The sequence below is a fragment of the Microbacterium laevaniformans genome (assembly GCF_016907555.1).
Lineage (GTDB): Bacteria > Actinomycetota > Actinomycetes > Actinomycetales > Microbacteriaceae > Microbacterium > Microbacterium laevaniformans.
In genome coordinates, this window is record NZ_JAFBCE010000001.1 from 628385 (window position 1) to 645944 (window position 17560).

19 protein-coding genes are annotated in these 17560 nt (G+C 70.3%); 8 read left to right on the forward strand and 11 right to left on the reverse strand.

The window, feature by feature from the left end; translation table 11 throughout:
- Nucleotides 1-37: 37 nt before the first annotated feature.
- Nucleotides 38-370: a thiamine-binding protein gene (locus JOE53_RS02810; RefSeq protein ID WP_061683354.1), complete on the forward strand. Its 333-nt coding sequence runs from the start codon at nt 38-40 to the stop codon at nt 368-370.
- 72 nt (nt 371-442) lie between these two features.
- A complete protein-coding gene (locus JOE53_RS02815) occupies nt 443-1636 on the forward strand; it encodes an MFS transporter (RefSeq protein ID WP_204948161.1) in 1194 nt (397 codons plus the stop codon).
- A gap of 8 nt (nt 1637-1644) precedes the next feature.
- Here the strand turns inward: JOE53_RS02815 and metX are convergent, their stop codons facing one another.
- Together metX and JOE53_RS02825 are read right to left on the reverse strand one after the other, a co-directional pair.
- Nucleotides 1645-2847: a homoserine O-acetyltransferase MetX gene (metX, locus tag JOE53_RS02820; protein WP_204946730.1), complete on the reverse strand. Its 1203-nt coding sequence runs from the start codon at nt 2845-2847 to the stop codon at nt 1645-1647.
- A gap of 171 nt (nt 2848-3018) precedes the next feature.
- Nucleotides 3019-4341, reverse strand: a complete 1323-nt coding sequence (locus tag JOE53_RS02825; protein WP_204946731.1) for a bifunctional o-acetylhomoserine/o-acetylserine sulfhydrylase — start codon at nt 4339-4341, stop codon at nt 3019-3021.
- Between the two features lie 163 nt (nt 4342-4504).
- On the opposite strand from JOE53_RS02825, the gene JOE53_RS02830 reads away from it, so the two are divergent.
- Entirely contained in the window at nt 4505-5308 is an 804-nt protein-coding gene (locus JOE53_RS02830) for an SDR family oxidoreductase (RefSeq protein WP_204946732.1), read from the forward strand.
- A gap of 23 nt (nt 5309-5331) precedes the next feature.
- Here JOE53_RS02830 and JOE53_RS02835 read toward each other — a convergent pair whose 3' ends face one another.
- Nucleotides 5332-6834: an MFS transporter gene (locus tag JOE53_RS02835; protein ID WP_204946733.1), complete on the reverse strand. Its 1503-nt coding sequence runs from the start codon at nt 6832-6834 to the stop codon at nt 5332-5334.
- Between the two features lie 60 nt (nt 6835-6894).
- Between JOE53_RS02835 and JOE53_RS02840 the strand changes: the two genes are divergently transcribed.
- The 3 genes from JOE53_RS02840 to JOE53_RS02850 are packed head-to-tail and all read left to right on the forward strand — an operon-like array spanning nt 6895 to nt 8719.
- Complete coding sequence (locus JOE53_RS02840) at nt 6895-7395, forward strand: phosphoribosyltransferase (RefSeq protein ID WP_036285811.1); 501 nt, start codon at nt 6895-6897, stop codon at nt 7393-7395.
- Nucleotides 7395-8084 carry a uracil-DNA glycosylase gene (locus JOE53_RS02845; RefSeq protein ID WP_204946734.1) on the forward strand — a complete coding sequence of 230 codons (690 nt, stop codon included), beginning with the start codon at nt 7395-7397 and terminating at the stop codon, nt 8082-8084. Before JOE53_RS02840 ends, JOE53_RS02845 begins: the two co-directional genes overlap by 1 nt.
- Nucleotides 8085-8089: 5 nt before the next feature.
- Nucleotides 8090-8719: a GNAT family N-acetyltransferase gene (locus JOE53_RS02850; RefSeq protein WP_204946735.1), complete on the forward strand. Its 630-nt coding sequence runs from the start codon at nt 8090-8092 to the stop codon at nt 8717-8719.
- On the opposite strand, the gene JOE53_RS02855 is transcribed toward JOE53_RS02850, so the two are convergent.
- The 8 genes from JOE53_RS02855 to JOE53_RS02890 all read right to left on the reverse strand — a co-directional run bounded on the left by JOE53_RS02855 (nt 8708) and on the right by JOE53_RS02890 (nt 16221).
- Complete coding sequence (locus tag JOE53_RS02855) at nt 8708-9010, reverse strand: protealysin inhibitor emfourin (RefSeq protein ID WP_233449689.1); 303 nt, start codon at nt 9008-9010, stop codon at nt 8708-8710. The two genes, JOE53_RS02850 and JOE53_RS02855, sit on opposite strands and share 12 nt — an antisense overlap.
- A gap of 28 nt (nt 9011-9038) precedes the next feature.
- Nucleotides 9039-10139: a M4 family metallopeptidase gene (locus JOE53_RS02860; protein WP_204946737.1), complete on the reverse strand. Its 1101-nt coding sequence runs from the start codon at nt 10137-10139 to the stop codon at nt 9039-9041.
- A 62-nt stretch (nt 10140-10201) separates the two neighbouring features.
- On the reverse strand, nt 10202-11011 hold the full coding sequence (locus JOE53_RS02865) for an ABC transporter ATP-binding protein (RefSeq protein WP_204946738.1): 810 nt from the start codon (nt 11009-11011) through the stop codon (nt 10202-10204).
- A complete protein-coding gene (locus JOE53_RS02870; RefSeq protein ID WP_204946739.1) occupies nt 11008-11796 on the reverse strand; it encodes an ATP-binding cassette domain-containing protein in 789 nt (262 codons plus the stop codon). Before JOE53_RS02870 ends, JOE53_RS02865 begins: the two co-directional genes overlap by 4 nt.
- Nucleotides 11793-12671, reverse strand: a complete 879-nt coding sequence (locus JOE53_RS02875; RefSeq protein WP_204946740.1) for an ABC transporter permease — start codon at nt 12669-12671, stop codon at nt 11793-11795. The genes JOE53_RS02870 and JOE53_RS02875 overlap by 4 nt, the downstream gene beginning before the upstream one ends.
- Nucleotides 12668-13618: an ABC transporter permease gene (locus JOE53_RS02880; RefSeq protein ID WP_204946741.1), complete on the reverse strand. Its 951-nt coding sequence runs from the start codon at nt 13616-13618 to the stop codon at nt 12668-12670. Before JOE53_RS02880 ends, JOE53_RS02875 begins: the two co-directional genes overlap by 4 nt.
- Nucleotides 13615-15126 carry an ABC transporter substrate-binding protein gene (locus JOE53_RS02885; RefSeq protein WP_204946742.1) on the reverse strand — a complete coding sequence of 504 codons (1512 nt, stop codon included), beginning with the start codon at nt 15124-15126 and terminating at the stop codon, nt 13615-13617. The genes JOE53_RS02880 and JOE53_RS02885 overlap by 4 nt, the downstream gene beginning before the upstream one ends.
- A 153-nt stretch (nt 15127-15279) precedes the next feature.
- The gene (locus JOE53_RS02890) at nt 15280-16221 is read right to left on the reverse strand and encodes an alpha/beta hydrolase (RefSeq protein ID WP_204946743.1); all 942 of its coding nucleotides are present in this window, start codon (nt 16219-16221) and stop codon (nt 15280-15282) included.
- Nucleotides 16222-16324: 103 nt separating this feature from the next.
- Between JOE53_RS02890 and JOE53_RS02895 the strand changes: the two genes are divergently transcribed.
- The gene (locus JOE53_RS02895) at nt 16325-16819 is read left to right on the forward strand and encodes a carboxymuconolactone decarboxylase family protein (protein WP_204946744.1); all 495 of its coding nucleotides are present in this window, start codon (nt 16325-16327) and stop codon (nt 16817-16819) included.
- Entirely contained in the window at nt 16816-17526 is a 711-nt protein-coding gene (locus JOE53_RS02900) for a tyrosine-protein phosphatase (RefSeq protein ID WP_204946745.1), read from the forward strand. The genes JOE53_RS02895 and JOE53_RS02900 overlap by 4 nt, the downstream gene beginning before the upstream one ends.
- The last annotated feature ends 34 nt before the right edge of the window (nt 17527-17560 follow it).

A 17560-nucleotide genomic window follows, 5' to 3' on the forward strand; every position in this document is an offset into this window, starting at 1 on the left:
TCACCGATCCCGTCGTCACCGATCCGAAGGAGCTCTCATGCTCGTCGCCTTCTCCGTCGCCCCCAGCGGCACCGCCCCTCACACGCCGACCGCCGCAGACGGGTCGGTGCACGACGCGGTCGCCGCCGCCGTGAAGGTCGTCCGCGACTCGGGTCTGCCGCACCGCACGACCTCGATGTTCACCGAGATCGAGGGGGAGTGGGACGAGGTGTTCGCGGTCGTGAAGGCCGCGACGGATGCCGTCATGCCGTTCGGATCACGCGTCTCGCTGGTGCTCAAGGCCGACATCCGCCCGGGCCGCACCGGCGAGCTCGATGGAAAGATCGAACGGTTGGAGACGGCGATCGCGGCGTTGGAGGTCGACGGGTAGGCCGCCCGGGACGCCGCCGGCGCACGGTAGCATGGCCGGGTGATCTCCTCGACCCCGTCGAGGGGTGCGGCGATGTGGGCGCTCCTCTCCCTCGCCATCGGCTCGTTCGGCATCGGCATGACCGAGTTCGTCGTCATGGGCCTGCTCCCGAACATCTCCGCCGACCTGCTGCCGACGACGTGGGCCTCCTCTCCCGAGGATGCCGTCGCGCAGGCGGGGTGGCTCATCACCCTGTACGCGCTCGGCGTCGTCATCGGCGCCCCCACGATCGCGGGAATCGTCGCGAAGTATCCGCGCCATCGCGTGATGCTGGCGCTGGCGGCGGCTCTGACGCTCGGCAACACGCTGACGCTGCTGGCTCCGACCTTCGAGCTGGTCGCGGCATCCCGCGTGCTGGCCGGGCTGCCGCACGGCGCATACTTCGGTATCGGCGCCCTTGTCGCCGCCGACGTCATGGGGCCGGGAAACCGCGCCAAGGGCGTCGCCTTCGTGCTCACGGGCCTCACGGTCGCCAACGTCGTCGGTGTGCCGTTCGGCACCTTCCTCGGGCAGCGCTTCGGGTGGCGGATCGCATTCCTCGTCGTCGCCCTCATCTTCGCCCTCGCCGCAGTGATGATCGCGCTGACCGTACCGGCCCATGCGGGCGATCCCGGACGGACGCTCCGCGCGGAGCTGCGCGCGCTGCGGATCGGCCAGGTGTGGCTGACCCTGGGGGTCGGTGCGATCGGGTTCGGCGGGTTCTTCGCGGCCTACAGCTACGTCGCGTCGATCGTCACCGAGGTCGCGGGAGCTCCCGCCGCGGTGGTGCCGGTGATCCTCATCGTCATGGGCATCGGCATGACGATCGGGAATCTCGTCGGCGGCCACCTTGCTGATCGCGACCTGAAACGCACGATGCTGGCGGGCCTCGGCGCTCTCACCGTGGTGCAGGTGCTTCTCGCGTTCACGGCGGGACTGCTCGTCGCGCTCGGCCTGTTCATCTTCCTCGTCGGCTTCGTGTCCTCGGTGCTGAGCCCGTCGATCCAGACGCGGCTCATGGACGTCGCCGGCGACAACCAGTCGATCGCCGCGGCGCTGAACCACTCCGCGCTGAACATCGGCAACGCCACCGGGGCGTTTCTCGGCGGCGTCGTGATCGCGGCCGGCTTCGGCTTCGTCGCACCGGTCTGGGTGGGAGCGCTGCTCGCGGCATCCGGCCTCGTGCTCGCCCTCGTGAGCTTCGGGATCGAGGCGCGCTCCGCACGAACCGCCGCCGCGGTGGCCTGACGCCGGGATCAGGCCTGCAGCAACCGCCGCAGGTGCGCGCCGACGGCGGTCGTCTCGATGAGGAAGCCGTCGTGACCGAAGTCGCTCGACAGCACGATGGCGCCGTCGTCGATCGTCGAGCGGATGCCGCGGGCGATGCGGTGCTGCCCGTCGATCGGGAACAGGCGGTCGCTGTCGGTGCCGAGCACGAGCGTCGTCGCGGTGACGCGCGCGAGCGCGTCCTCGACGCCGCCGCGATCGCGCCCGACGTCGTGCGAGTTCATGGCCTCGACCAGCGTGATGTACGCGTTCGCGTCGAAGCGGCGCGTGAACTTGTTGCCGTGGAAGTCGAGATAGCTCTCCACGGCGAAGCGGCCGCCGTGACCGAGCGGGCTCTTGCCCGACTGCCACGAGCGCTGGAAGCGTTGGTTGAGCTCGGTGGGGCTGCGGTAGTTGAGCAGGGCCATGCGTCGCGCGAGCGCGAGGCCGCGGTGCGGCCCTTCCCCGTCGGGAGCGTCGTAGTACTCGCCGTCGGCGAAGCGCGGATCGATCTGGATGGCCTCCAGCTGCACGCCGTTGAGCGCGATCTGGTCGGCCGTCGTGGTGGGGGGAGAGGAGAGCACCGCGAGCCGCGCGACGCGATCGGGCAGTCCCACGCCCCATTCGAGGGCGTGCATGCCGCCCATCGAACCGCCGATGACCGCTGCCCACACCTGAATTCCCAGGCTGTCGGCGAGGAGCACCTGCGCGGCGACCTGGTCGCGGATCGTGAGGTACGGAAAGCGTCGCGCCCACTCGTAGCCGTCGGGGGCGATCGAGGACGGACCGGTCGAGCCCTGGCATCCGCCGAGCATGTTCGGGGCCACGACGAACCAGCGGTCGGTGTCGATGGGAGCTCCGGGACCCACGATGTCGTCCCACCATCCCGCGGTGGGGTGTCCGGGACCGGCCGCGCCCCGCACGTGGCTGTCGCCGGTGAGCGCGTGCAGCACGAGCACCGCGTTGTCGCGGGCGGGGGACAGCTCTCCCCACGTCTCGTACGCGATGCGGATGCCGGGAAGCTCCCGGCCGCCCTCGGTGGTGAACGCGCCGAAGGCAGCGAAGCGGCGGTCTCCGGCGGGGTCGCCGTCGCGCCAGGCGCCTGTTGCGGGAGGACGGCCGCGCAGCAGGCGCGCATCGGCCTCCGTGATCGGTGCGCTCGGCACCGTGTCCTCGGAGGTCTGCCAGTCCATGGCGTCCATTCTCCCGGGTCGCGTCCGTCCCGAACGGACTGTTACGACCACGAACTCCGCAGAAACGCACGAACTCCGCAGCCGAATGCGTGATCGGTTGCGGAGTTCGCGGCATCCTGCGGAGTTCATGCACCCGTCGGACGGGTCTCGTGCTCCGCCCAGGAGAAGGGTTCAGGCGCGGGCGGTCTCGGAGACCTTGCGCGCGGCGGCGAGGGCCTGCTCGAGGTCGGCCTTCAGATCCTCGACGTTCTTCAGACCCACCGACAGACGGACCAGGCCCGGGGTCACACCGGTCGTGAGCTGCTGCTCCGGCGTCAGCTGCGAGTGCGTGGTGGATGCCGGGTGGATGACGAGCGAGCGGACATCGCCGATGTTGGCGAGGTGGCTGAACAGCTCGAGCGCGTTCACGAACTCGCGACCGGCCTGGACGCCGCCCTTGAGCTCGAACGACAGCACGGCGCCCACGCCCTTCGGGGCGTAGCGGTTCGCGGCCGCGTACCAGGGCGAGGTCGGCAGGCCGGAGTAGTTGACCGAGGCGATGTCGTCGTGGTTCTCCAGCCACTCGGCGATCTCCTGCGCGTTCTGCACGTGGCGCTCGATGCGCAGCGACAGGGTCTCGATGCCCTGGATGAGCAGCCACGCGCTCTGCGGCGAGATGGCGGCGCCGAGGTCGCGCAGCAGCTGCACGCGCGCCTTGATGACGTAGGCCAGGCCGTCGCCGACCGCCTGCGTGTAGACCGCGCCGTGGTAGGAGGGGTCGGGCGTGGTCAGGCCGGGGAAGCGGTCGGCGTGCTGCGACCACGGGAAGGTGCCGCCGTCGACGATGGCGCCGCCGATGACGGTGCCGTGGCCGCCGAGGAACTTGGTGGCCGAGTGCACGACGATGTCGGCGCCGTGCTCGAACGGGCGGATGAGGTAGGGCGTCGCGATCGTGTTGTCGACGATGAGCGGCACACCGGCCTCGTGGGCGACGTCGGCGACGGTGCGGATGTCGAGCACGTTGATCTGCGGGTTGCCGATCGTCTCGGCGAAGAACAGCTTCGTGTTGGGGCGGACCGCGCGGCGCCACTCCTCCGGGTCATCCTGGTTCTCGACGAACGTGACCTCGATGCCGAGCTTGCCCAGCGTGTACTTGAAGAGGTTGTAGGTGCCGCCGTAGATCGAGCTCGACGACACGAAGTGGTCGCCGGCCTCCGCGATGTTGAGGATCGCGAACGTCTCCGCCGCCTGGCCCGACGCGACGAGGAGGGCGCCGGTGCCCCCCTCGAGGGCCGCGATGCGCTGTTCGACGACGTCCTGCGTGGGGTTCTGGATGCGGGTGTAGATGTTGCCGAACTCCGCCAGCGCGAACAGGTTCGCGGCGTGGTCGGCGTTGTCGAACACGTAGGAGGTGGTCTGGTAGATCGGCGTGGCTCGCGCCTTGGTCACGGGGTCGGGCTGCGCGCCCGCGTGGATCTGCGTGGTCTCGAAGCGCCAGTTCTCGGATGCGGACATGTCGGGCTCCATCGGGTGAATCGGAAGTGGTGGGGAGCCGGGGTCGGATGCCGCGGCCACCACCGACAGTAGAGTTCGCGCCCGTTGTCAACAACGGTCGGGAAATGTGACGTAACGAACGGCGCTCGTCTCGGCATCCGATGCCGTGACGTAGCGTGGGGGCATGACTTCGCCGCAGGAGAGTTCTCAGGGCCATCGTCGTCGCGCCGTGGTGACGGGAGCCAGCTCCGGCATCGGTGCGGCGACCGTACGTGCCCTGCGGGCGTCGGGCTGGGACGTGGTGGGCGTGGCTCGCCGCGCGGAGCGGCTGGTCGCGCTGGATCGCGAAACCGGGTCGGCCTCGTTCGCCGCCGACCTGGCGAACGAGGCCGACGTGGCGGCGCTGGCCGAGCACGTGGCGCGCACCGGGGCGGTGCACGCCCTCGTGCACGTCGCCGGCGGTGCGCGGGGCACCGACCGGGTCGAAGACGGCGACCCGGCGGACTGGCGCTGGATGTTCGAGGCGAACGTGCTGTCGGCGCAGCTGGTCACGGCGGCCCTGCTGCCGTTGCTGCGGGCAGGGATCGACGACGGCGGCCACGCCGACACGCTGTATGTCACCTCGACCGCGGCACAGACGGCGTATCCCGGAGGAGCCGGTTACAACGCGGCGAAGGCGGGCGAGGCGATGCTCGTGCACGCCCTGCGCCTGGAGCTGAACGGCGAGCCGATCCGCGTGACCGAGGTCGCGCCGGGCATGGTCTACACCGAGGAGTTCACCCTAAACCGACTGGGCGGCGACCGCGCCACGGCCGAGAAGGTCTACGAGGGCGTCGAGCACCCGCTCACCGCGGACGATGTCGCGGATGTCATCGCGTACGCCCTCAACGCGCCCGGCCACGTCAACCTCGACCTGGTGACGATGCGCCCGGTCGCCCAGTCCGCGCAGCACCTGCTGGCGCGCGGTCGCCTCCGCCCGCGCGCCTGACCCCGCGAAAGAGGCCGGCGGCGTCAGGACGCGGGGGCGTCGGCGAACGCGACCTTCGGAACGAACACGAGCAGCAGGGCGGCGAGGAATCCGCCGCCGGCGCAGATCGCCCACACCGTCAGGTAGCCACCGAGGGAGGCCGCGGTCTGGCTGGTCACGGCGCCGGCGCCGGCCGCGAGCACCACGCCGAACACGGCTGAGGAGAACGATCCGCCGATCGTCTTGGTCGTGTTGGTCAGTGCCGTCGCGATGCCGGTCTGCCCGCGCGGGGCGGCGGCGGCCGCGGCGGCGGGAAGCGCACCGACCAGCGCGCCGCAGCCGAGCCCGGCGATCGAGAGGTTGAGCAGCACCTGCCACAGCTCCCGGTGGAACGGCAGGAAGAGCAGATAGCCGATACCCACGAGCAGGGATGCCGCGATCAGTACGACTCGTGGGCTCGCCCGCCGCGAGGTCACGGCGAACAGCACGGCGCCCACGATGAGTGACACGAGGTAGACCCCGATGATGTTCGAGCGCTCCGTGGCATCCAGCCCGAGTCCGTAGCCGAGGGAGGGATCGGTGCCGGCGTACGTCGACAACGGTCCCTGCGCGCCGAGCAGGCTGATCCCGATGAGGAAGGCCGTCGCCTGCACCGGCCACATCTCGGGTCGACGCAGCACCCGGATGTCCACCGCCGGGTCGTCCTGGCGCAGTTCGAAGCGCACGAACCATACGAACACCGCGACCCCGGCCAGCAGCAGGGCGACGACCCAGATCCAGGCGGCGGTGCCGAGCGCCAGCTCGCCGATCATCCGCATCCAGGCCAGACCGCCCGTCACGAGCAGCAGTGCCCACGCGAGCAGTACAAAGCCCCTCGTGTCGAGGCGTCGTCCGCCCTCGGGTGCGGATTCGGGAACGCCGATCCAGATGACGAGTGCGACGAGCGTGACGGCGATCGCCGGCACGACGAGCGTCGCGGTGAGGTTCTGGCCGCTTGCGGCGAAGATCCGTCCGGCGGCGAGAGCACCGATGATCGCGCCTGCCTCCAGCCCGACGACCAGCAGACCCGCCGCGCGGCGGGTCGTCGACACTCCGCGCTGCTGCACCCGCCCGCGCTCGAAGATGAGGGCGATCTCCAACGGCAGCCAGACGACGTAGAAGCCCTGCAACGCCCAGGCGATCAGAAAGCTCCAGAACGAGGTCGCGAACACCAGCCACCAGGTCGCCCCGGCCGTGAGGATCGCGGCGATCAGCAGGATGCGCTTGTGCCCGTACATGTCGCCGAGTTTCGCGAGCACCGGCACGACGAGCGCCGACAGCAGCAGCTGCGCCGCCTCGAACCAGTTGACGTCGGAGTCGTGGATGCCGAGGGAGACGACGATGTCGCTGAACAGCGGCACGTAATAGCCCTGCAGGATGCCGCTGACGATCTCGACCAGGATGAACCATCCGATGAGGCCGGCGGTGATGCCGAGGCCCCGGGGAAGGCGGGCCGAGCGGGTGCGGGGGCTCTTCGCCGTCGAGGAGCCTGCGGAGGAGGAGGTCACGGCGTTCACTCTATCCACGCGTGTGTGTCGCGCACCGCGGCGGCGCCTAGGCTGAATGCCGTGACGAGCGAGCGCGAAGTACTGACGTGGAACGGTTTCGGTGAGGCGACCCGGGCGTTGTCCCGATCGATCGTGGCGGACGGGTTCGTTCCCGACGTCGTGGTGGCGATCGCCCGCGGGGGCCTGCTGCCCGCCGGCGCCATCGCCTACGGCCTGGGGGTGAAGAGCTGCGGCGCTTTGAACGTGGAGTTCTACACCGGCATCGGCACCGTGCTGGAGGCGCCGGCGCTGCTGCCGCCCGACCTCGACCTCGGTTACCTGCCCGGCAAGCGCGTCCTGCTCGTCGATGACGTCGCCGACAGTGGGCGCACGCTCGCCCTCGCCGTCAAGATGCTGCGCGACGCCGATGCCGACGTGCGATCGGTCTGCATCTACACGAAGCCCGGCAGTGTCGCCCAGCCCGACTTCTCGTGGCGCGAGACCGACCGCTGGATCGACTTCCCGTGGTCGGCCGCCGGTTCGGTGATCGAGGAGGACGCCGGCGCGGAGGCGAGCGCCTGATGGCGATGGCCCTCGATGAGCTGGCCGATGCCGGACTCATCGACGCCGATTGGGCGCGCGCGCTCGCTCCGGTCGCGCCCGACATCGCGGCGCTCGGCGAACGACTGCGCGCCGAGACCGCGGCAGGGCGGCCGTATCTCCCCGCGGGCGACAAGGTGCTCCGCGCCTTCGCGAGGCCGCTCGCCGAGGTCAAGGTGCTCATCGTCGGGCAGGACCCCTACCCGACCCCGGGCCACCCGATCGGGCTCTCGTTCGCCGTCGATGCGCACGTGAGGCCCCTGCCGCGAAGCCTCGCCAACATCTACCAGGAGCTGGAAGCCGACCTCGGCATCGCACGGGCACCGCACGGCGACCTCTCCGCGTGGAGCGACCAGGGCGTCATGCTGCTCAACCGCGTGCTGACGGTGGCTCCCGGCGCTCCCGCGTCGCACCGCGGGTGGGGATGGGAGACGGTCACCGAGCACGCCATCCGCACCCTCGTCGCCCGGGATCGGCCGCTGGCCGCGGTGCTGTGGGGGCGGGATGCCGCGAACCTGCGGCCCCTTCTCGCGGGGACCCCGACCGTGGAGTCCGCCCACCCTTCGCCGCTGTCGGCCAGTCGGGGCTTCTTCGGCTCGCGTCCCTTCTCGCGTGTCAATGAGCTGCTCGTCCAGCAGGGTGCGACGCCGGTCGACTGGCGTTTAGGCTGAGCCACATGCTGGAGGAGGAGTACGACAAGAGTCGGCGGCGGCTGCCCGTGCACCTGCGCCGCAGCGAGCAGGAGCGCCCCTTCTCCTACGAGATCCGGCCCGTGCGGGACGGCGATATTCCGGACATCCGCGAGATCTACAACTACTACGTCACCAACTCGGTGGTGACCTTCGACGAGAAGAAGTGGTCGCTCGCCCAGTGGCGCGAGAAGCTCGAGCACCTGGCCAAGCTCGGCATGCCGTTCCTCGTGGCGCAGTCGCCCAGCGGGCAGATCCTCGGCTATGCACTCGTGCAGCCGATGTCGGCCAAGTCGGCGTACCGCTACAGCGTGGAGAACTCGATCTACCTGGGGCAGGCGGCGACGGGCAAGGGACTCGGCCGTGCGCTCCTGGAGGCGCTGATCGCGGTCAGCGAGGCGGCCGGCATCCATCAGATGGTCGCGGTGATCAGCGACAAGGGGGCCGAGTCCTCCATCGCCCTGCACGAGAAGCTCGGCTTCGTCGAGGTCGGACGCATGGGACGCGTCGGCTTCAAGTTCGGCCGCTGGCTCGGCACGATCTACCTGCAGAAGCAGCTGTCGCCGGTGAAGAAGAAGCGTTCGCTGTTCTCGCGCTCGGAGCGCTCAGAGGGGTGAGGGCGCGGCGTCGCGGACCGCGTCGATCAAGGTGCGCCAGGCGCCCTCGGCGTCCGCCTCGCTGACGATCGCACGGTGGGAACGACCGTCGACGTGAGCTTCGATGGTCCAGGTGAATCGGTCGGCGCCCTGCGCGGTGGGGGCAGCGGCCGAGCTCGGGCGACGCTCGCCCCTGTCCTCGGCATCCCAGGGGCAACGTTCCACGAGCTGCTTCCAGCGCGCACTCTCGTGGGGAGGTGCCGAGAGGTGCCAGCGGCGCGTGAATCCCGCGACGCCGCCGGAGCGGACCATGCTCACGGTCAGGGCGTGCGCATCGGCGTCATTCGCGGTCTCCGGCAGATCGCGCGGATCGGGATGGTTCGTCACGGGCGGTCACACCGACGGCGTTCCACGCGGTGCGGACGGCGTCGGCTTCCTCCGATCTCTCACCGTACTCCCGCTGCGCGACCGCCGTGGTCGCCGCCGCGAACGCCGAGAAATCCGCCGTCGGCGGCACGGCGCCCTGCGTCACGGTGAGGTACCAGATGCGGCCCGCTCGTTCCCACGCGTGACCGCCGAGCGCGGTGGCGACGAGGTGGAAAGCCTTGTTCGGGATGCCGGAGTTGATGTGCACGCCGCCGTTGTCCTCGCTCGTGCGGACGTAGTCGCGCATGTGGGCGGGCTGAGGGTCTTTGCCGAGAACATCGTCGTCGTAGGCCGTGCCGGGTGCCTTCATCGAGCGCAGCGCCACGCCCTGAACGGCGTCGGTGAAGATGCCGGCCCCGATCAGCCACGACGCCTCCGCGGCGCTCTCGCCAGCGCGATGCTGCTCTGTCAGCGCGCCAAAGACGTCGGCGACGGACTCGTTGAGCGCTCCCGACTGTCCCTGGTACTCGAGACCGCCGCCGTGTTCGATCACGCCGTGGCCGAGCTCGTGCCCGATGACGCTGATCGAGGAGGTGAAGCCCCGGAACACCTCGCCGTCGCCGTCGCCGAAGACCATCCGCTCGCCGTTCCAGAACGCGTTGTCATAGCGGTCGCCGTAGTGCACGCTCGCCGCGAGGGTTCCGCCCGCGCCGTCGATCGAACGGCGTGCGAACGCATCCCAGAACAGCTCGAAGCTCGCGCCGAGCCCCTCGAAGGCCTCGTTCACGGCGACGTCGGCGACGGGCGGGTCGTCGTCACCGCGCACGCGCACGCCGGGAAGCGTTTCGCGGTGCTGCGCGTCGGAGATGACGCGGTCGGGCGCCGGCTCACCCTGCAGGATGAGGGCGTCGCCGTCGACCGACAGGTCGAGCCGTGCCCGACTACGCGCGGGCGCCGGGTGGGAGGGCCGTGCGATCGCCAGGGTCGCGCGGGCGGCCTCTGCGGCGTTCGCGAGGTGCGGGGCATCGGTGGCGGCCAGGCGAGACAGCAGATACGGCGGGACGATCGCGAACATGGCGTCACCCTACGCCCGGCATCCGACGTGCGCGCCTGTCCGATGCCTCGCCCACGTAGCGATCAGTCCCGCGGTGGGTCGATCACCGGGATGGAGGCGAGCAGTCGACGGGTGTAGGCGACCTGCGGCGCGAGCAGGACCTTCTCGGTGGGGCCCTCCTCGACGATGCGGCCGTCCGTCATGACGATCACTTCGTCGCAGAGGTTCTGCACGACGCCGATGTCGTGCGACACCATCACGAGGGTGAGACTCTCCCGCTGCCGCAGCTCGCGCAGCAGTTCCAGGATCTGCGCGCGCACCGTGACATCGAGCGCCGAGAGCGGTTCATCGCCGACGAGGATGCGAGGGCGGTGCACGATCGCGCGTGCCAGAGCGATGCGCTGGCGTTGCCCGCCGGAGAACTCGTGCGGGTAGCGGTCGGCCATCGCGGCCTCGAGCCCGACGGCCTCGAGTACCTCGCGCACGCGCGCACGGCGATCTCCCGGTATGTCCAGCGCCCAGAGCGGCTCGCCGACGATCCGTCCGATGCTCATTCGGGGGTCCAGCGACGCGTACGGATCCTGGAACACGATGCCGGTCGCGCGGCGCAGCCAGTGCAGCGACCGCGCCGAGGCGCGCGCATCGACCGAGCGGCCCGCCATCGTGACGGTGCCTGTCGTGGGGGCGTCCAACCCCAACAGCAGCCTGACGAGCGTCGACTTACCGGAGCCCGACTCGCCGATGATGCCGACGGCGGAGCCCTCGAAGACGTCGACGTCGGCGTCTTCGAGCGCGGTCGTCCATCGCGCCCGCTCGAACAGTCCGCCTCCGCGTTGGCGGAAGCGGCGGGTGAGCGCGCGTGCGCTCAGCAACGCCGGGTCCACCGCCCTCATCGGGCACCTCCCGGTCGCCACAGCGTCGCGGTGGCGTCGCGCAGCAGGCCTTGCGTCACCGGGGATGCCGGTGCCGTGAGCAGTCGTGAGAGCGGCCCGTGCTCGACCACGCGCCCGTCTTCGAGCACGACGGCGTGCGTAGCGATCTGGGAGAGCACCGCCAGGTCGTGCGTGATGAACACCAGCGACATGCCGTCCCTCGCGACGAGGCCGGCGAGCAGTTCGAGCACCTCCGCCTGGATCGTGACGTCCAGGGCCGTCGTCGGCTCGTCGGCGATCAGGAGGCGCGGACGGCAGGCGAGGGCCATGGCGATGGCCACGCGCTGGCGCTGGCCGCCGGAGAGCTGGTGCGGGTAGCGGCGGACGATCTGGACCGGCTCGGGCAGACGCACGCGCTCGGCCTCGGCGATGGCGCGCGCCGCGGCATCCCGGCGTCCGAGCCCCTCGTGAATGCGCACGGACTCGGCGATCTGGCGGCCGACGGTGCGGATCGGATTGAGGGCGGTGCGCGGCTCCTGGAAGACGATGCCGATCTCATCGCCGCGCAGACGGGCGAGCTCGCGGTCCGGCAGACCGATCAGCTCGCGCTCGTTCCATCGGATGCTGCCCGTGGCCGTGGCGGCATCCGGCAGCAGGCCGAGGATCGCGAGGGCGGTGAGGGACTTGCCCGACCCCGACTCTCCGATCAGGCCCACGCGCGCGCCGTCGGGGACGTCGAAGGAGATGTCGTCCACGACGCGGCGACCGTCGATCTCGATCGAGAGGTTGCGCACCAGCAGGCTCATGAGATCACCGCCGTCGTGTGGGTCTGCGCCGCCGTGCGCCGGCGCGTGAGGGTGGGGTCGGTCGCCTCGCGCAGTGCGTCCCCGAGGAGGTTGAGCCCCAGCACCGTGATCGTGATCGCCAGTCCCGGCCAGACGACGCTGAGCGGGTGCACGGAGATGTACTGCTGCAGATCCTTCAGCAGCAGCCCCCAGCTGGGCTCGGTGAGCGGGGCGCCGAAGCCGAGGTAGCTGAGCCCGGCCTCGGCGAGCACGGCGACGGCCATGCCCCACGACAGCTGCACGATGAACACCGGCGCGACGTTCGGCAGCAGGTGGCGGTACAGGTTCTGGAAGGGAGTGAGACCGGCGGCTCGACCGGCGAGAACGAAGTCGCTGTGCAGCACGCGGCGCAGCTCGGGGCGCGTCACCCGCGCGATGTTGACGCCGAAGCCGATGCCGACCGAGACGATCACGACCCACAGCGAGCCGCCCCAGACCGACGAGATCATCATGGCGATCAGGAGCACGGGGAACGCGATCAGGATGTCGACGAGCACCGCGACGCTCTCCCGCACCCACCGCGCGGTGAGGGCGCCGAGGGTCGCGAGGGCGACGCCGATGACGGTCGCCACGAATCCGGCTCCCAGAGCCACCCACACCGTCGTGCGCGCTCCGGCCATGAGCAGGCTCAGGATGTCGCGGCCCGCGCCGTCCGTGCCGAGCAGGTGCGGCCACCCCGGGGCAGCCCAGCGTCCGTCGACGTCGACCGTCTGAGGATCGAACGGCAGCCAGAATCGGGCGACCAGCGCGACGGCGCCGATCGCCAGCGAGACGACGAGGCCGAAGCGTCCGGTCGACAGCGCCCACAGTCGACGCAGCCAGGCGAACCTGCTCATTCTGCCTCCCGCTGTCGAGGGTCGATGAGGTGGTGGATGAGGTCGACGACGAAGCCGACGACGAGCACGAAGCCGGTGAGCACGAGCAGCTCGCCCTGCACCTTGAGCAGGTCGCGCTTGCCGACGTCCTCGACGAGCATGCGTCCGATGCCGGGCAGACTGAACAGCTGCTCGATGACGACGGCGCCGACGATGATGCCTGCCACCTGCAGTCCCAGAACCGTGATGATCGACAGCCCCACCGTGGGCAGTCCGTGCCGGATGAGGGCTTGCGTGCGGGTGAGGCCCTTCGCCGCCGCCGTGCGGACGAAATCCTCTCCCGTCGCCTGGAGGGTCGCCGAACGCACGAACCGCATCAGCATCGCCCCTTCGACGACGCCGATCGTGATCGCCGGCAGCAGCAGCGCCCGGACGGCGGATGCCGGGTCGCTCCATCCTGCGCGCGGGAATCCCTGGGCGGGCAGCCAGCCGAGCCAGACAGCGAACACGAGCACCAGCATCATCCCGGCCCACACCACCGGGACAGCGGCGACGGTCTGGGCCCCGACCGACAGCGCGGTGCCGTCGGGGCGGCCGCGGCGGACGGCGGAGAGGACACCGAACGGCAGTGCGATCAGCAGGGCGACGGTCATCGCCATGAGTCCGAGCGGAATCGTCACCTGGGCCTTCTCGGCGAGCTGGGCCGCCACAGGGGCACCGGTCAGCAGCGACTGGCCGAGGTCTCCACGGAGGACACCGCCGATCCAGGACAGGTACTGCACCGCAAGGGGCTCTGCGAGCCCGAGGCGCTCACGGATCGCGGCGACCTGCGCCGGGCCCGCATCGATCCCGGCGATGAGCTGCGCCACATCGCCGGGAAGGATCCGCAGCGTCAGGAAGATCAGCGCGCTGGCGACGAACAGGCCCAGCACGAGCAGGGCCAGTCGCGTCAGCGCGTAGCGGATCACCCCTTGCTCTTGGCCAGCTCGGCGAGGTTGATGCGCTCGTTGACGTTGACCGACGGGAATCCGCTCACATTGGTGCCCACGGCGACGATCGACGCGCCGTTGTACAGCCAGTCGGCGGCCTGATCGTCGGCGACGATCTTCGCGGCCTGTGCCAGCAGGTCAGCGGATGTCTGCTCGTCGGTCGCGCTGAGCGACTGCTGGTAGAGCTTCTGCACCTCGGGGTTGTTGTAGGTGTAGTAGTAGTTCGGGTTCGCCCAGTTCTCGAAGTCGCGAGCCTCGGTGTGCAGCACGAAGCTGAGGTCGTAGTTCTTGTTCATGTAGACGTCGTTGAGCCACGTCGGGAACTCGACGGCCTTCACCTTCAGCGTGATGCCCACGTCATTCAGATTCGACACGAGGATCTGAGACACCGTGGTGCCGTAGAACGAGGGGATCGTGAGCGTGAGCGTGAAGTCTTTCACACCGGCGTCGGCGAGGAGCTTCTTCGCGGCGGCCGGGTCGAAGGGGGCGGTGGAGGACAGATCCGCGTAGCCGGGGTCGAGCTCGGGGATCGGGCCGTTCAAGGTCTGGCCGGCGCCGAGCGCCTTGACGATGGCGTTGTGGTCGATGGCCTGGCGGATCGCCTGGCGCACGCGCTTGTCGGACAGGGGCGCCTTCGTCGAGTTCATCGCGAGCGTGCCCTTGTCGGTCGACTTTCCGAGCACGAGAGTGAAGTCACCGTTCGCCTCGACCTGGTCCTTGAGGTTGGCGTCGAAGCCCGTGACCACGTCGAGCTCGTGGGCGAGGGCACCGTTGAGCGCGGCCTGGTTGTCGGGAATGTAGCTGAAGACCACCTCCTTGACCTTGGCCTTGTCGCCCCAGTAGGCGTCGTTGCGGTCGAAGGTGATCGAGTCGCCCTGCTTCCAGCTGGTCAGCTTGTACGGCCCGGTGCCGTTGGCCTTCGTCTTGCGATCGGTGGTGTCGTCCTTCTTGAGGACGAGACCTGCCCGTCCGGTGAGGTTCCACAGCAGGCTGGAATCGGGCTGGCTGAGCGTGAGCACGACGTCCTTGCCGTTCGCGGCGATGCTCTGTACGCGTGCGAGTCGGTCGGAGTCGCTGTAGGACGCGGTGGACTTGACCTGCTCCAGCGACCAGACGACGTCATCGACGGTGAGCGGCGACCCGTTGTGGAAGGTGACGCCGTCGCGGAGCGTGAACGTGTAGGTGAGGCCGTCGGGCGAGACCTTGTAGTCGCTGGCCAGCTCCGGCTCGATCTTCTGGTCGGGAGTACGTGAGACGAGGCCCTGGTAGACGTTGTCGATCAGGATCTGGTCCAGGGCGGCACCGGCGGTCTCGCGGATGTCGAGGTTGCTCGGCTCGGAGACGAGGCGCACGTTCACGACCGCGTCAGGGTCGGGGGTGACGACGGTCGGGGACGCATCGGGCGTGGAACCGCCGGAGCAAGCGGTCAGCAGCAGGGCGCCGACGGCGAGGAGCGCGGCGGCAGCGACGGTGGTGCGGCGAAGCATGTGAGAGGTGTCCTTTCGGCAGCGCGGGCATGCGCGCGTGCTGGGCGCAGCTGCCCGCTGACTCGGGTGCGCGTTACAGCCTAGGCTTTGCGACGGCGGGTGCGGTCATCCGTGTTCGCTGCGGCGACACCGAGCGTCATGCGATCGGTCGCGTCAGCCGCGCGCGATCTGCACGATGAGCCGGGCGAGTTCGACCGGCTGCTCCTCCTGCACGTTGTGGCCCGAGTCGACCTCGACGAGGGATGCCGCCGGGAGGCGACGATGGAAGTCCTCGGCATCCGGGGGCGTCACGAAGCCGCGGCCTCCGCGCACGAGAGTGATCGGGGCCGTGGCGGCAGCGAGGTGATCCCACCCTTCGGCGGTGAGCGCGCCGCGGATCGCGTGACGTTGCGCCTCTGCGCTCGCCGCGGCATCCGCGTCGCCGGACAGCGCGTTCGCGAGGTGCGCGAAGTGGTGCTTCCACTCGACGCGGCCGTCCGCACGCACACGCGAGTTGAGGGCGACACCGCGGGTCGCGGCCTCGCGGGAGCCGCCGAGTCCGAACCAGAGCGCCCGCTCGACGAGTTCCTCGCGGCTGGCCCAGTCGGTGGGGCCGGCGAAGAAGGCGGCGATCTGCGCGGCGTCGCCGTCCGGGTCGATGCCGGGCGTGATGTCGACGACGATCAGCTCGCGCACGAGCTCGGGGTGCGCGGCGGCGAGCGCGGCGGCGGTCAGGCCACCGAGCGATTGACCGACGAGCACCTGTGGCGTGCCCGCTGTCCACGCGGCGACGGCCGGGGCGACGTCGGCGGCGAGGACGCCTCCGGTGTACGCGGCATCCGCCCGCCACGACGAGTCGCCGTGCCCGGGCAGGTCGACGGCGAGGGCGGGGATGCCGAGGGCGAGCACCGTCGTGTCCCACGTGTGCGCGTTGAGGCCGGCGCCGTGCAGGAACGTCACCTGCGGGGGAGTGAAGGCTGCCGTGACGGGATCCCCGTACTGCAGTGCGCTGACGACGCGGCCGTCGTCGAGGCGGTGGGTGAGGCGGCGGACGGGCGGGACGGCATCGATGCCGAGCTCGGCGGCCTGATCGGCCAGGAAGGAGAACTCATCCATCCGGACATTGTGCCTCCATCCGCGTTCGCACCAGTGATTTCGACGCACGCCTGCGCCGCGCGCTCGCCCGCTCGAGCGGGCCCACCCGTCCTAGGCTGATCGCATGAGCACCGAGCGTCGCGTTCACCTGTCCCGGTCGGCCCGTCCCGCGTACGACGCGCTGGAGGTGTTCTCGAAGACGGTCGGCGCGATCGCCGCCGAGGCGGGCATCGATGCGCGCCTGCGGGAGCTGGTGCTCATCCACGCGTCGCAGCTCAACGGATGCCCGTACTGCGTGCGCGTGCACGTCGACCGCGCGGTCGCGGCGGGTCTCGGCATCGATGAGATCGCCCAGCTCGCCGCCTGGCGGGACTCGGGCGTGTTCTCGGCCCGCGAACGCGCGGCTCTCGAACTGGCGGAGTGCTACGTCTTCATCCACGAGGAGGGTGTGCCCGACGAGGTCTACGACCGCGTCGGCGGCATCCTCTCGGAGCAGGAGTACGTCGCGATCAGCTGGCTGCTCGTGTCGATCAACGCCTTCAACCGCATCACGATCGCCGGAAAGTACCCGGTCCCGCCGCGCGGGGGCCAGACGGGCGCGGGAGACGATCCGGCGTGAGCATCGTCTCCGGCGCTCTGAACTTCCGCGACGTCGGCGGGCTCCCGGCGGGCGGTGGCGTCACGCGTGCGGGTGTGCTGTTCCGTTCCGGCAATCTCGCCGGGCTGGACGAGGCCGGCCGCGAGGATCTCGTCGGTCTCGGAATCCGTCGCGTCGTCGACCTCCGCGCCGACGACGAAGTGGCCGTCGAGCCCAGCCGCGTCGCCGGCCTCGATCTCGAGACGATCCGGATCCCGCTCTTCCTCGGTTCGGTCGCCTCCTTCTTCGTCGAGGACCGCTCGCTCGCCGACGTCTACCGCGGCCTCGTCGACGAGTCGGCCGATCGGATGGTCGAGGTCGTCCGCGCCGTCCTCGAGGGCGCACCGGCGCTCGTGCACTGCACCGTCGGGAAGGACCGCACGGGCGTCGCCGTCGCGCTGCTGTTGGACGCCGTCGGCGTCGAGCATGACGCGATCGTGGCCGATTACGCGCGTACGGAACAGCTGCTCCCGGCGCGGCGCAATGCTCGCGTGCTCGCCTATCTGCGCAGCGTGCACCCCGACGCTCGCCATCTCGAAGACCTCGCGACACGCTCGCCGGCACCCGTCATGCAGGCGCTGTTGGAGGATGTGCGCGAGCGCTTCGGGTCGGCGGCGGGCTACCTCGTCACGCACGGCCTCCGCCGCGACGAGGTGGACGCGCTCGCGACGATCCTCATCGAACGCTGAGGTAAGGCTCGCCTTAATGGGCGTATGATCGAAG

Excerpts from the sequence above, each read along its gene's own strand:
- JOE53_RS02830 (WP_204946732.1), top strand. The coding sequence starts at position 4,505 with ATGACTTCGCCGCAGGAGAGTTCTCAGGGCCATCGTCGTCGCGCCGTG.
- JOE53_RS02865 (WP_204946738.1), bottom strand. The coding sequence starts at position 11,011 with ATGAGGGCGGTGGACCCGGCGTTGCTGAGCGCACGCGCGCTCACCCGC.
- JOE53_RS02870 (WP_204946739.1), bottom strand. The coding sequence starts at position 11,796 with ATGAGCCTGCTGGTGCGCAACCTCTCGATCGAGATCGACGGTCGCCGC.
- JOE53_RS02825 (WP_204946731.1), bottom strand. The coding sequence starts at position 4,341 with ATGTCCGCATCCGAGAACTGGCGCTTCGAGACCACGCAGATCCACGCG.
- JOE53_RS02855 (WP_233449689.1), bottom strand. The coding sequence starts at position 9,010 with ATGGTCCGCTCCGGCGGCGTCGCGGGATTCACGCGCCGCTGGCACCTC.
- JOE53_RS02845 (WP_204946734.1), top strand. The coding sequence starts at position 7,395 with ATGGCGATGGCCCTCGATGAGCTGGCCGATGCCGGACTCATCGACGCC.
- JOE53_RS02890 (WP_204946743.1), bottom strand. The coding sequence starts at position 16,221 with ATGGATGAGTTCTCCTTCCTGGCCGATCAGGCCGCCGAGCTCGGCATC.
- JOE53_RS02885 (WP_204946742.1), bottom strand. The coding sequence starts at position 15,126 with ATGCTTCGCCGCACCACCGTCGCTGCCGCCGCGCTCCTCGCCGTCGGC.
- JOE53_RS02815 (WP_204948161.1), top strand. The coding sequence starts at position 443 with ATGTGGGCGCTCCTCTCCCTCGCCATCGGCTCGTTCGGCATCGGCATG.
- JOE53_RS02810 (WP_061683354.1), top strand. The coding sequence starts at position 38 with ATGCTCGTCGCCTTCTCCGTCGCCCCCAGCGGCACCGCCCCTCACACG.
- JOE53_RS02875 (WP_204946740.1), bottom strand. The coding sequence starts at position 12,671 with ATGAGCAGGTTCGCCTGGCTGCGTCGACTGTGGGCGCTGTCGACCGGA.
- JOE53_RS02850 (WP_204946735.1), top strand. The coding sequence starts at position 8,090 with ATGCTGGAGGAGGAGTACGACAAGAGTCGGCGGCGGCTGCCCGTGCAC.
- JOE53_RS02860 (WP_204946737.1), bottom strand. The coding sequence starts at position 10,139 with ATGTTCGCGATCGTCCCGCCGTATCTGCTGTCTCGCCTGGCCGCCACC.
- JOE53_RS02895 (WP_204946744.1), top strand. The coding sequence starts at position 16,325 with ATGAGCACCGAGCGTCGCGTTCACCTGTCCCGGTCGGCCCGTCCCGCG.
- metX (WP_204946730.1), bottom strand. The coding sequence starts at position 2,847 with ATGGACTGGCAGACCTCCGAGGACACGGTGCCGAGCGCACCGATCACG.